General features: G+C 56.1%; 13 protein-coding genes. 5 read left to right on the forward strand and 8 right to left on the reverse strand.

Features of this window, described 5'->3' with window-relative positions:
- Positions 1-280: 280 nt before the first annotated feature.
- Entirely contained in the window at positions 281-832 is a 552-nt protein-coding gene (locus VMJ32_00320; protein HTQ37438.1) for a redoxin domain-containing protein, read from the reverse strand.
- A 393-nt stretch (positions 833-1,225) separates the two neighbouring features.
- On the opposite strand from VMJ32_00320, the gene purH reads away from it, so the two are divergent.
- Together purH and trpC are read left to right on the forward strand one after the other, a co-directional pair.
- Positions 1,226-2,887 carry a bifunctional phosphoribosylaminoimidazolecarboxamide formyltransferase/IMP cyclohydrolase gene (gene purH, locus VMJ32_00325; protein ID HTQ37439.1) on the forward strand — a complete coding sequence of 554 codons (1,662 nt, stop codon included), beginning with the start codon at positions 1,226-1,228 and terminating at the stop codon, positions 2,885-2,887.
- Positions 2,888-2,961: 74 nt separating this feature from the next.
- Positions 2,962-3,741, forward strand: coding sequence for an indole-3-glycerol phosphate synthase TrpC (gene trpC, locus VMJ32_00330; GenBank protein HTQ37440.1), 780 nt, complete (start codon positions 2,962-2,964; stop codon positions 3,739-3,741).
- Here trpC and mutY read toward each other — a convergent pair.
- The gene (gene mutY / locus VMJ32_00335) at positions 3,730-4,944 is read right to left on the reverse strand and encodes an A/G-specific adenine glycosylase (GenBank protein ID HTQ37441.1); all 1,215 of its coding nucleotides are present in this window, start codon (positions 4,942-4,944) and stop codon (positions 3,730-3,732) included. The genes trpC and mutY overlap by 12 nt on opposite strands.
- 48 nt (positions 4,945-4,992) lie before the next feature.
- Between mutY and VMJ32_00340 the strand changes: the two genes are divergently transcribed.
- Entirely contained in the window at positions 4,993-5,565 is a 573-nt protein-coding gene (locus VMJ32_00340; GenBank protein HTQ37442.1) for a hypothetical protein, read from the forward strand.
- 90 nt (positions 5,566-5,655) lie between these two features.
- Here VMJ32_00340 and VMJ32_00345 read toward each other — a convergent pair whose 3' ends face one another.
- Complete coding sequence (locus VMJ32_00345; GenBank protein ID HTQ37443.1) at positions 5,656-6,777, reverse strand: peptidylprolyl isomerase; 1,122 nt, start codon at positions 6,775-6,777, stop codon at positions 5,656-5,658.
- A 252-nt stretch (positions 6,778-7,029) separates the two neighbouring features.
- Between VMJ32_00345 and VMJ32_00350 the strand changes: the two genes are divergently transcribed.
- Together VMJ32_00350 and VMJ32_00355 are read left to right on the forward strand one after the other, a co-directional pair.
- Complete coding sequence (locus VMJ32_00350) at positions 7,030-8,124, forward strand: DUF1570 domain-containing protein (protein ID HTQ37444.1); 1,095 nt, start codon at positions 7,030-7,032, stop codon at positions 8,122-8,124.
- A 232-nt stretch (positions 8,125-8,356) separates the two neighbouring features.
- Entirely contained in the window at positions 8,357-8,695 is a 339-nt protein-coding gene (locus tag VMJ32_00355; GenBank protein ID HTQ37445.1) for a P-II family nitrogen regulator, read from the forward strand.
- Between the two features lie 240 nt (positions 8,696-8,935).
- Here the strand turns inward: VMJ32_00355 and VMJ32_00360 are convergent, their stop codons facing one another.
- The 5 genes from VMJ32_00360 to VMJ32_00380 form a co-directional block, all read right to left on the reverse strand.
- Positions 8,936-9,157, reverse strand: coding sequence for a hypothetical protein (locus tag VMJ32_00360; protein HTQ37446.1), 222 nt, complete (start codon positions 9,155-9,157; stop codon positions 8,936-8,938).
- Between the two features lie 604 nt (positions 9,158-9,761).
- Positions 9,762-9,935, reverse strand: a complete 174-nt coding sequence (locus tag VMJ32_00365) for a hypothetical protein (GenBank protein HTQ37447.1) — start codon at positions 9,933-9,935, stop codon at positions 9,762-9,764.
- A 228-nt stretch (positions 9,936-10,163) separates the two neighbouring features.
- Positions 10,164-10,766 carry an ATP-binding protein gene (locus VMJ32_00370; GenBank protein ID HTQ37448.1) on the reverse strand — a complete coding sequence of 201 codons (603 nt, stop codon included), beginning with the start codon at positions 10,764-10,766 and terminating at the stop codon, positions 10,164-10,166.
- A 126-nt stretch (positions 10,767-10,892) separates the two neighbouring features.
- Positions 10,893-11,972 (reverse strand): DUF1559 domain-containing protein, encoded by a 1,080-nt coding sequence (locus VMJ32_00375; GenBank protein ID HTQ37449.1) that lies wholly within the window; start codon positions 11,970-11,972, stop codon positions 10,893-10,895.
- Positions 11,973-12,062: 90 nt separating this feature from the next.
- On the reverse strand, positions 12,063-12,554 hold the full coding sequence (locus tag VMJ32_00380; protein ID HTQ37450.1) for a hypothetical protein: 492 nt from the start codon (positions 12,552-12,554) through the stop codon (positions 12,063-12,065).
- Between the last annotated feature and the right edge of the window lie 330 nt (positions 12,555-12,884).

Genomic DNA, 12,884 nt, shown 5'->3' on the forward strand with positions numbered 1-12,884 from the left:
TAGGCAGGCAAAGCACGTTGCGCAATTTCGACGGCCTTCCTGGCCAACGCCACCGGCGACCGCGTCATCGCACGTGTGGTTTCCATGACGCATTGATGTAAACTGTTTTCCCATTGGAATCAATAGGGTTTCAACAAAGCCTTTTCATCCGTGTTCATCTGTGGCTAATTGATCCTGCTTCTTTGCCGTCACCCGCGAAAATCCGCGGTTCTTCGGTATCTGACTTCTCTGCGTCTCCGCGCCTCCGCGGTGAAAATTAGTCGGTGCGGTGAAAAAGTCGTTATTTCTTCTCTGGCACGCCAAGGTCTTTCAGCTTGGCCGCCACGCCTTCGCCGGCTTTTGCAGTGTCAATTTTTTTATCAATCACCGCGATCTTCCCGTCTTTGCCAATGTAAAAAGTCCAGCGGTGCGCTCGGCCATTGCCGGCCAGCACGCCGTAGGCATTGGCCGTCGTTTGTTCCGGATCGCTGAGAATTGGATAATCCACGCCCAGCGATTCGGCGAACGCTTTGTTGCCTTTGCTTTTTTCCGTCTTCTCCATGGGATCGACGCTAATCGCGAAATAGACGGCGTCGAATTTTTTAATGGCGTCGCCATCGTCCTTCAACGACTTGCATTCCGCCGTGCAGCCCGGCGTAAACGCGGCGGGAAACCAGGCCAGCACCACCGCCTGTTTGTCTTTGTAATCGGCCAAATGGTGCAATTGACCGTCGGAGCCTTTCAGTTCGAAGTCGGGCGCCGGCTCGCCGACTTTCAAATCCGCGGCGACCGTGGAACGAATAAGGCCAGACAGGCCGAACATCGCAATCACGAAAATTGTCGAAAGTTTCATGGTGGGCTCCGTGGTGAGAAATTAGGTGGGTGGGACCGGCCGCATGTGCCGCCGGCAAGACCTACAACCTATCACGACGGACGACGAGAATCTATAACTAGCGGTAGGCGCGTAGTGGGCCAATTTGAACATAGCCCGACTGTGTCAGTCGGGAAAAGCGGCTGTCGGAATTTCAAATTGTCCCACCACCCTGTAGGCGGCTGGCAGCAGGCGGAAGGCAGTTGAGGGGGAACAGAGTACAGACTGTTTAGCCGCGACCAGCAACCGAGCACGGTCGACGAGCGTCGACCGTGCGCAGGGCGGTAGCCTTAAATTTAGAGCGAGTGCACGCCAAATCGGCACCCACTTCAAATAATCCAGCGCGAAGCATCCAACATAAACCTACCATCCCCCATGAACATCATTCCCATCAAACACGCCCTGATTAGCGTCAGCGATAAGCTGGGGCTGGTCGAATTCGCTCGCGGCCTGGTTGCCCATAATGTGGAATTGTTCGCCTCCGGCGGCACACGCAAGCACTTAGAGCAGGCGGGCCTGGAGGTTCGCGAAATTTCCGCCTACACCGGTTTTCCCGAAATGATGGATGGCCGCATTAAAACGCTCCACCCGAAAGTCCACGGCGGCATTTTGTGCCGGCACGATCGCCCCGACGACCGCGCCGCGATGGAGCAGCACGGCATTGTGCCGTTCGAACTGGTTATCGTGAATTTGTATCCGTTTGAAGCGACCATCGTTCGGCCGGATGTAACCGATGCCGAAGCGATCGAGAACATCGACATTGGCGGACCCACGCTGATTCGCGGCGCGGCAAAAAATCATGCCTTCACGGCGGTGGCTACGTCGACCGAGCAATACGCCGGCATTCTGGAGCAAATCACCCAGCATGGCGGCGCCACGCTGGAGCTGCGGCGGAAATTGGCGGCGGAAGCGTTTGAATTGACCGCCCGCTACGATCGCGCGATTGCCGATTATTTTGCAGGCAGCAAATTCCGCTCGGCCGGCGATGATCCTTCAGACCGCTTGGGAGAAGGGGGCATCGACGACCTGCCTCGACGCGGCGAAGGCGCGGAGCGCGGCACATTTCCGCCGGCCATTGCTCTGCACCTTCAGCGTCGTGAAGTGCTGCGATACGGTGAAAACCCGCACCAGAAGGCGGCCCTGTATGCGTTGCCTTCGGCATCAGGAAGCAAAGCGGGAACGAATTTGGTATCCGCCCATCAACTGCACGGCAAAGAACTGTCGTACAACAATTTGCTCGATTTGGACTCGGCGCTGGCCATTGGCCGTTCGTTGCCAGAGCCGGCTGCGGTTGTGATTAAGCACAACAATCCCTGCGGGGCGGCGACGGCCGATTCGTTGGCTACGGCCATGCGGAATGCATTAGCGGGCGATCCGGTCAGCGCTTTCGGCGGCGTGGTGGGAGTGAATGTGCCCCTGGATGCCGCCACGGCCGATGTGCTGACCGAGCCTGATCGTTTCATCGAAGCCATTGTCGCGCCGCAATTCGAGCCCGCCGCTTTGGAAATTCTGACGACCAAGCCCAAGTGGAAAACCAATGTGCGTTTGCTGCAAGTGGGATCGCTGCATGGTCCGGTCGATCCGTGGCTGTTCCGGCCGATTGATGGCGGCTTTTTGTTGCAAGAAGCCGATATCGCCCCTGATCCGGAAGCCGAATGGCACGTGGTCACTACGCACCAGCCGACCGCTGCGCAATTGGCCGAATTAAAATTTGCCTGGGCCGTGGTGCGGCACGTCAAATCCAACGCGATCGTGCTGGCGGCGCAGCGCATGGTGATTGGCGTCGGCGCGGGACAGATGAGCCGGGTCGATTCCACGCAAATTGCTTTGCAAAAAGCCGGGGCACGAGCCGCTGGCAGCGTGCTGGCTTCCGATGCATTTTTCCCGTTCGCCGATTCCATCCGGTTGGCGGCCGCCGCGGGCGTGAAAGCAGTCATTCAACCCGGCGGAAGCAAGCGCGACGACGAAGTAATTGCCGCCTGCAACGCCGCAGGCATAGCCATGATCTTCACCGGCCGGCGACATTTTCGACACTAGAATTGGTGAGGGGTGAGTTGTGAGTGGCACCTCTCATTCCTCACCACTCACTACTCACCACTCACTCCGCCGCCATGTCTGTGCTCGACAAAATTATCGCCAGCAAACAGCGCGAAATTGAAGCCGCCAAAGCGGCCCAGACGGAAGCGCAGGTTCGGGCAGCCGCGGAAAAAGCCCCACCGCCGCGTAATTTCTTCGCTGCGCTCGCCGGCCCGGGGCCCATCAAGCTGATCGCCGAAGTCAAAAAAGCTAGCCCCAGCGCCGGCGTGATTCGGGCCGATTTCAAGCCCGTGGAAAGAGCCCGAATTTATCAGCAACACGGCGCGGCTTGTTTGAGCGTGCTGACGGATGAACCATTCTTTCAAGGCAAGTTGGAATATCTGCGCGACATTCGGGCCGCCGTGGCGCTGCCGGTGCTGCGAAAGGATTTCATTCTGGAAAAATGCCAACTGTACGAAGCACGTGCCGCTGGCGCCGACGCCGTGCTGCTCATCGCCGAGTGTTTAGACGATTGCCATTTGCGGGCCTTGCACAACGAGACGATTGCGCTGGGAATGACGCCGCTGGTGGAGTTGTACGAGCCGGCCAATTTACAGCGCGTGCTCGATGTCGGGGCTACTTTGATTGGCATCAACAATCGAGATTTGCACACCTTCAAAACCGATTTGGAACACACGCTCCGGCTGCGCGAGCAAGTGCCCGACTCGTGCATCCTCGTGGCCGAAAGTGGCATTCGCACCCGAGCCGACGTGCAACGGTTGGAAGCCGCTGGGGTGAATGCCATTTTAGTAGGCGAAACGCTGATGGCCAGCCCGAACATTGGCGCGGCCGTGGATGCGCTGTTACGAGATTGAATCGATCATCTCGCCCCATAGCCGCGCTAATCTGCGGCCGGTCACGCACAAGGGATAATCGTCCAAGGACGAGGGTTCAATCCAGCGCATTTCACTGTGTCCATTAGTGGAAGGAGCGAGGTTTCGAAGCCGGCCGGTTTTGCGAGAGTGGGCGACAAAACAATCGAGTGTAATGCGAAATCGCGTAACGCTATGCCGCAGCGTGGCGAAATGCTTGGCATCAAAAATGATCACACCGGTCATTTGTCTCACGCGCTCGATGATTTCTATTTTCCGCTGCGGCGTGACCATCCCGGCGTGCCGGGACGGCTTTTTGATTGTGTTTTTTTGTTTTCGCGGTTTGTTTGTTAATTGCTTCATTGGAAATCGCGGGAAATCCCACAGGCCGGACCAGCGCTCGGCGGGACCGCATTTTCGCAGCAGTATTTTACCACGGCGAAATATGATCACCGCCGCCTCGCTCACGTTGATTACTTCCGGCTGCGGGCGCGGAGCAGGAATTTGATTCTGCCATCCACCATGCTGCGTAGGGCAAAGCTCCCGGAGCGGGCATTCGCCGCATTTCGGGTTTCGCGGCGTGCAAACCAGGCTGCCCAGTTCCATCAGCGCTTGATTCAGTTCGCCACTGCCGCGCTTGGTTAAAAAATCTTCCGCCGCTTGCCAGAGAAGTTGTTGTCCCGCGCGACCGGATACATCGCCACGATAAGCCAACAAACGGCACAGTAAGCGCACGGTATTGGCTTCCAATATGGGAGCGGAGATGTCGAAGGCGATCGATAAAATTGCTCCGGCAGTATAACGACCGATACCCGGCAGTTGCCGCAAAGTTTGTAGATCGTTGGGAAACGCGCCGCCATGCTTGGCCATGATAATTTTCGCCGCGGCGTGCATTTGCCGGGCGCGGCGATAGTATCCCAGGCCTTCCCATAACCGTAGCACTTGGTCTTCCTGTGCCGAAGCCAACGCTGCCACAGTCGGGAGGGCAGCCATGAATTTCGCATAATACCGTTCCACCGTGGCGACTTGCGTTTGCTGCAGCATGATTTCGCTGACCCAAATGGCATACGGATCAGTCGTGCGCCGCCAGGGCAAATCGCGCGCATTGTGCCGATACCATTTCAACAGCCGGCGGCGGGCACGGTGCAGCCAACCGGACGATGGAAGGCGATGTTTTGCTGCTATTTTTTCTCGCGCCGCAGGCATGAATATGAATGGAGAGTTTACCTGGCTCAGGTTCATGGGGGGTAATCGGTGGACGAACCCGGCGCGGTAGTTTACGCTGCAAGGACCAAATTCTATCGCACTGGGAAGAACTATCCAGCGACTGCCGTGGCCAAGCGAAAATCATCTCGAAAACAGGGCGGACGCAAATTAAGCGTGTCGCAGGAGCCGGACGAATCGTGGAAATTGGTTCATCCGGGTTGTGCGCGGGCGCGCCAAGACGATTTGGAAGAAGCTCAAAAAATGATCGCGGCCGGAGAAACCGAAATTGCTCAGTACGAACTCCGCTGGCTGCTGAGCGAATGCCACAATTTTCTGGCCGCTCACAAATTGTTGGGTGATTTGGCCCTGGCGGCGGGGGATGTGCGCCTGGCACGGGGTCATTACGGTTACGCGTATCAGCTGGGCCTAGGCGCCATTCAACGCGGCGGCCAAATCAAATGCCTGCCATATCGGCACGAGGCCAATCAAGTATTTTTCGAAGCCGGACGTGGAGTGGCCGTATGTTTAATAAAAATGGGCCAGCGGCGCATGGCCCGGGAAGTGAAGGAGCGGCTGCTGCAATTGGATGCCAGCGATCCGCTGCAGTTGCGTGAACTGTGAAACGCGGCGCGCGGCGGCTAAAAACAAATCAAGATGCTTCATCGATCCGACCACGTCCAACGGTCCCCGCGAACTTCGGCTGTGGGACTCTTACGAACCGGGCGGACTTTGGCTGATTTCCAATTCCGTGGTCCCTTTTTTAAAGTGCGGAACACCGGCGGCATACTCCACAAGCGACTTTTCGCGCATTTGTTTGGTCACTGCGGCGAGTAGATATTCCGACAGGGCCGGTTGCAGTTGGTCGCGCACCTCTTGCCAGGTTTTTGTGCCGGGCTTGACATCGGTTACTTTGATTAAGTGCACGCCAAAATTGGTGACGACCGGCGTGCTAATTTCGCCGGGCTTAATGGAAAAGGCGGCCTGCGAGAAAGACCCCGCCATCACGCCTTTGAGCGGAATAAAGCCCAAATCGCCTCCGCGGCTGCGGCTGGGTCCGGCCGAATATTTTTGAGCCGCGTCTTCAAAGGTAAGTTTACCGGCTTCGATATCATCGCGCAACTTCTGGGCTTGCTCCACCAGGGCTTTGGTAACCTCGGAATCGACGGCGCCTTCCGGTCGCAGCAGAATGTGACTGACGCGACGCTGCGTGCCATCGAACTGTTCGTGGAAACGATCGAACAACGTTTGCAACGATTTATCGGTGGTTTGTTGGTCGACGAATTTTCGCCAGCCCAATTCATATTCCATGGTTGCGTGCAGCGAGGCCTCGGTCTGATGGGTGCGCGCCAAAAAATCTTCCAGGTTGGAATTCTGCTGTTGCAGGGCCGTGCGCAAGCGTTCGACGGTGGCGGTTATCTCATCGACGCTGGGGGTCATTTTTTCCGCTGTTAGGAATTGCTGAACGAGGGTGTGATCGATCAACTTCTGGAGCATGGTGGCTTCCACCGTGGGAAGCATGTCGGCGCCGATTTTTTGATTGTGCGCGACCTCGTCCATCGCGCGCTCCACTTGGTTCTGAAAAATCGGCACACCGTTCACCCGTGCGATGACGGCTTGGGCCGCATCCTGCCCCGACGGCGACGGCAGCGGTTGGGGTTCAAGACTGGACATATCCGGGGGCGGAGGGCCTTCCAGCCCTTGCGCCAGAAGGCAGGCCGCGGTGAGAAATATCGCTCCCATGATCGTCACGACTTGGATAAAACCAGCGGTGGAGATTGGAAAGCGATCAGTAGCCTGGGAAATGCCGACAACGGTTTGTTGGCTTCGATTCATGCTTGAAATAATCATACGTTTCAGGCTTCGTACCCTAATTTTTCAATCTTTTCTACCTTCAACGCGATAGATGCTGGCTGGAGGGTTCTCCACGCAACAAACGAGCAACCCACAGAACATAACTTCATTTTAGACGCGCCCAGCCAGAGGTTCTAGCGCGCGGCCGTTCTAAGAGGAATTTACATTCTAAACTTGTATAGCCAAGGCCCGCGATGATGGGCCATACCACCCGGGTCTATCCAGGACAATGGCATGAATTATCGACTATTTTCCTTGCGGGCACTGGCGTCGTGTGTGGCCTGGGGATGGGCCGCTTTCATCTTTGCCGGTTCGTCACCCACGCCGATTACCATGGACGCCGTCGTCCACGGCCAACGTGTGGAAGGCATGCCGTTAACCTGGTCGAATACGAAAATGTATTTGCTGGGACGCGACGGGGCGATGACCGAATTCGCTCCCGGCGACGCTCAAGATTATCACAAAACCAGCGATGGCTTCAGCCCGTATCCACAAAACATGCTCCGCGGAATGCTCCAGCGCGAGTTTGGCCCGCAATACGAAGTCAGCGGCACAGGACATTTTTTGGTGGTGCATCCGAAGGGGCAAACGCAGTGGGCCGATCGATTTGAACAAATGTATCGCTCCTGCGAAATGTATTTTGCGGTCCGCGGTTTCACGTTAAGCGATCCACAGTTTCCCCTCGTGGCCATCGTGTTTGCCACACAGGACGATTTCCGACATTATGCGGCCAAAGATACGCTGCCCGCCGGCGCCGGCTTGTTGGGCTACTATTCGCCGTATACCAATCGGGTGGCGCTATTCGACATTGGCGATGGCCGCACGTCCAACGCGCAATGGCAACAAAATTACGCCACGGTATTCCACGAAGCATCGCATCAAACGGCGTTCAATACGGGCATTCACAACCGATGGTCGCCGCCTCCCCGGTGGGTGGCAGAAGGTTTGGGCACCATGTTCGAAGCGCGGGGCGTGGCTGATTCGCGCACATATCCCAGTCAGGCGGATCGCATCAACCGGGGCCGCTTGAACGACTTCAAATCACAACTGGCCAAACACACGCCCCAAACGTTGGCCGAAATGATCAGCTCTGATCGACAGTTCGAAAGCGATCCCATGAACGCCTATGCCCAAGCCTGGGCATTTACGTTTTTTCTCGTGGAAGAAATGCCGCGCGAATACGCCCGATATCTGCAAAAAACGGGCTCTCGGCCGGCATTCACTGCGTATCCTGCGGCCCAACGGCTAAAAGATTTCACCGATGTTTTCGGCGAAAACCTGGCCCTGCTCGACGCCCATTTCTTGCGGTTCATGAACGAGTTGAAGTAGGAAATCAAAGGCGCGTCGGGGGCAACAAGCATGCAGGGCGAGGCGATCTGAAGATGTGGTCGGCGGCAAGTTGCGGCGCCGCCCCTGTCACACGGCAGCCAATTCGATTACAGTCTGTGAATCGCGGCGTGTGGGCCAAATTGGTCTTTTCAGGCACGTCGTGCGGCTGGTTCTGGCCTCACCTCACATCACAACATTAGAAAAATAGGACCCAATTCTAGGAGATATTGACATGAAGAAAATTGAAGCCGTGATTCGCCATTTCAAATTGGAGGAAGTCAAAGACGCGCTCCACGGCAAAGGCGTGCAAGGAATGACCGTGACCGAGGTGCGCGGTTTTGGCCGCCAAAAGGGGCACATCGAAACGTACCGCGGCGCGGAATACGCCGTCGACTTTTTGCCAAAGGTGAAGTTGGAAGTGGTCGTCGACAATAAAGACGTCCAAGGCGTGGTCGACACGATCGTTGCGGCGGCACGCACGGGGCAAGTGGGCGATGGAAAGATTTTTGTCAGCACCCTGGATGATGTGGTTCGCATTCGGACCGGTGAAACCGCGGCAGCGGCGATCTGAGTCCACACGGGACGATCTACTCCCATGCGTGCAATCTAAATCTACACCCTAGCGATTGCTGCGCGAGAATTGGTCCGCCAACAAATAAAGCACAGGGGTTGCAACCCCTGTGCTTTTGGTAGTGGGCCAATTTGAACATAGCTCGACTGTGTCAGTCGGGAAAAGCGGCGGTCGGAATTTGAAATTGTCCCACCACCGGGCTTTTTGTTGTGTTGACGTCATCGACAGCCGAACCACTGATTACGAATTAAACAGCCGATCGCACAGTGCATCGAATCGGCGACGCTGGACGGTGAGTAAAGCTTGGTCGCGCGCTTGGGTGTAAATTTGCGCTAGCGTGGTAAGCGAGCTGGCTGGCGAAAGCGGCGTCGTTGCAACCGCTGCTGAGGCGGCATGTTTGTGCGCCACGGTGAATCCTGGCGGCGGCATCGAAAACCGTCGCTGATGTTCGGTCATTTTCATGCTACCATTTCCCCATAAATGAAGTCATTTTCTACATCTGCTAGCGTAATCAGGTTGCAAGCATGATCAACATGACCGTTTTAGTAATTATCGAATTTTTTCAATCCCGCGGCGAAAAAGGTTGGGTCGCACCGAGTAAAACGGTTGATTGGTAGCGTTTGCCGATACGACATGATTTACCTAGACCAAAAAACTTGTCTTGCTGTTTTTTTCTGCCGCGTCCTATATTACTGCAGTAGCGCTGACCCGTGGACCGGGAGGGTTTTACGCATTAATTTGGCGCGGCTCACTGGATTGACCAGAAGCGCGCCGCATGGTTAGGCCGGGCTCCAAGGCAAACAATGCCGTTTTGCCGTGCTTTCGACACTTCGTCCAAGCGAAACGCCTGGCCTTCAGAAAGGAGCTTTTCATGTCCAGTGCAGTCTTAATGGAACGGTTTTCCGCTGGAGCACCGACCGCCAGCAGTCCCAGTCAGTCGTGGCAACCTTCGGGTTTTCCGGCTGCCGGGCCTTCGGCGGGTAACTGGTGTGTCGTGCCACGGTGCAAAGTGGAATTCGAAAAATGCACGGGTGGCTTCAAAATCCACTGTCGTTGCGAAGATGAGTTATCGTGCGCAACGTTGCAGAATTTGTGCCGCATGTTGTGCGATGGCTGCTGCAGTTGCTGCTGCACTCAAAATGGCATTCAGTGCTGCAATTGCACGTTTGCCAATTGCCATTGTAAGTGCGAGTACACCTCCGATGGTTGCTGCATCACCTGCACCAGCGGCGACAAGCAATGCTGCAACTCGCTGCAATGCTGCTGCGAATGCTGCTCCAAGTGCTGCGAAAACGGCTGCTGCTGCTACGTGTGCTTTAACGGCACCCCCGTATGCTGCGGCACGTGCTAAGCAACCACTACTTGGAAGTTTGTCGACAAATTTCCACCGCGCATGCGAAAACCCAGGGGCCCCAAGGCCCCTGGGTTATTTTTTGCCCCGATCATGCTGACATCGCACACCGTCGAGCTACACACCGTCCAGTTCGGTATCGCCCCGGTGATGTCCGCCGCGCAGCAGTAGGGTCACTTCATTGCCCATTTCGTTGAACCGCACTTCATCCATGAACGAATACATCAACAGTAGGCCCCTGCCCGTGGGCCGCGACAGTTCGCCGTCATCGATCACCAGCGGCGTGCACACGGCATAATCAAAGCCCGGACCTTCGTCGCGGATCACAAATTCCGCTTGGGCCGTGGAAAAGCTGGCCCGCACGTGAATGCAGCGGTGGCAATAGGGCGCCGCTTGTTGCCGCTGGAGAATCAACGGCGCTTGGCTGTGCGCAATCAGCTCGTCGCTGGCTTTCCGTAAATCTTGGGCCGAGAGCTCCAAATTACCGTGATAAAATGCGTTCAGCAGCGCCTCTTCCAGAGCAATGCCCACGTGCTTTTCCAGTGTTCCTTCACACAAATCGAATGCGGCGGCCCGCTCTCGCAAGTACTGTACCAGCGGATGAATTAAACTGGGGTCATTGTGCAGCGTGAAGTGCAACTGCATCTGATCCAGCGCCTCGTCCCAGGGGAACGAATCCGGGTCTTCTCCAGTCCGATTGGCGGAAAAAATGTGCGACATACGATGGTTTCCTATCAACGGCCTCATAGCCATCACCGCTTTCAAATTGCCGGCGCCTGAGAACAGGCGGTATCCCCAGACGCCGGCGGGGACGCGTCGATCATTTGGTTCTGACCTCGCGTGGCTCTAATAATCAACGCCCGTAATTTCCAAACCGTCGGCCCGAGCAATCAACCGGGCCAGTTGACGAATGTCGATCTTGTCGCTGAGGAAATGCACCGATCCGTCCCCCAGCAAAATGTGCGCGCCGTTGACGTGAAAGGAATAAATCTCCGACGTTCCCTCTGAGAAATACGGCGCCACGTTGTACGTCGGATAATTCTCGCCATTAGTGCAATTCAACGGGCAGGGTCCGTTTAATTGCGAACCATCGTACAAAGATCCGTGCAAGGTCACGTCGGTGGCTGCTCGCGCCCAGCCGCCGCCATTTTGATGAACCGTCATCACGTCGCCCGGGACCTGTACGCCGTTACGCCAAATATTAGGCCGGCCCGCAGATTCGGCATACATAATGGTATGCGACAAGCCATCCAAAGCGTCTTTCAGCCTGCACGTAGCGTTCTTCCGCATCAAACCGCTGTTGGCGCTTTTGTTGGTTGCATCCCAGCTGATGGTCGATTCATCAACAAGATTTTGAGCCGGCCGACCGGACGGCGAGGTCACGGTCGTGCCATCGCCCAAATCGGGATGCACCCCAACCACGGGACTATAATCGGTAACAGCTACTTCCGGTGTCCACACCGTGTGGCCAGAAGCGTCGGGCACTTGCGGATCGCCGTCGAGCCGATTCGGATCGAGCGGATCGGATGGGCACAACAGCGCCGGAATCGGCGTTTTGGTGACCACTAAATTCGCTCCGCCGGCCCCGCTGATGGCATCCCAGTTAATCGTGAAATCGTATTGCTGATAAAGCTGCGATTCTTCCAAAAACGGCAAAATCAACGTGAACCCGGAAATGCGCGGGGCGGTGGTCGAACCGCCGGGGCGTGTGCTGTCGGGTAATGTTTTTTTGGCGCTTTCGTAATTCAGCACCGCCAAGCCCAACTGCTTTTCGACATTGGCGCATTGGGTTCGCCGGGCGGCTTCGCGCGCCGCTTGCACCGCCGGCAGCAGCAACGCAATCAAAATGCCAATGATGGCGATCACGACCAATAATTCGACGAGTGTAAAACCGGCGCGATTTCGAATGGAATAAAACTTTTTCACGACTGGGTCTCCGTTTCAGAAAGTCGTTGCGAAAATAAGGGAACTGCTTTCTCTCGCGGCGAAAGAAGGTGGACGGGAAACACAATAAATTCACTTCAACACAATGGGCGTTAACTCGTTCTTGCCGGCCACGATGGTCACTTTCACCGGCGAAGTGCCCGGCTTGCTATATTGCGGCGGCAATAAATTGGGACTGAGCACGGGATCGCCGTCGGGGCCTTTAATCGTTTTGTGCCACTCAACGGTGAGCACATAATCGCCTTCCGGCGCGCCATCATTGGAGTTGTAACTGCTTAACTCAAACGTGCCGTCCGGTTGCACCTGAGCACGAGGCACCACCACTTGGCCGTTGGGTGCTTTCAAGTCTGACTTGGAATGCAGCGCCACGTACGCTCCCTGCGGCGCCGCCCCTTTGAAGCTGACTTTTCCCACGACCGGATACGCCGTCAGCAAATCTTGTGGCCCGCTGGAACCACAGCCTGCGGTAGACAACACACAAATGGCCGTTAGTAGCCACGTGGCTTTGTGCCTTACTGTGAACGAACGGAATGAAAAACCCTGCCCCTGCAACTGGCCACACATTATTTAGCTCCCTGATTAAGTTAGTAATCTTTGAAATACATCGAAAATATCCACTGCAGCGAACTACGAACCGAACACGCCCACAGCGCGACCCTTCGAACGGTTGCTCAAGAACCAACCTGCCCATGCTGGCCAATTTCCGGCCGGCACCGTTGGTTAAAACAGAATGGCGTCAACAACATGTAAGAGTCATGGCTAGCCGCACGTTTCCTTGTGCCTTTTGAAACGCACCTCTGGCTGGTCCAGTCAGCGACGCCGATGAATGTTCAACCAGCCTCTCACGCGCGTGAGTCGGCCTTCGAATAAACTGCTCAAATTCAATTGGGCCAG

This window comes from Pirellulales bacterium, assembly GCA_035499655.1.
Classification (GTDB): domain Bacteria; phylum Planctomycetota; class Planctomycetia; order Pirellulales; family JADZDJ01; genus DATJYL01.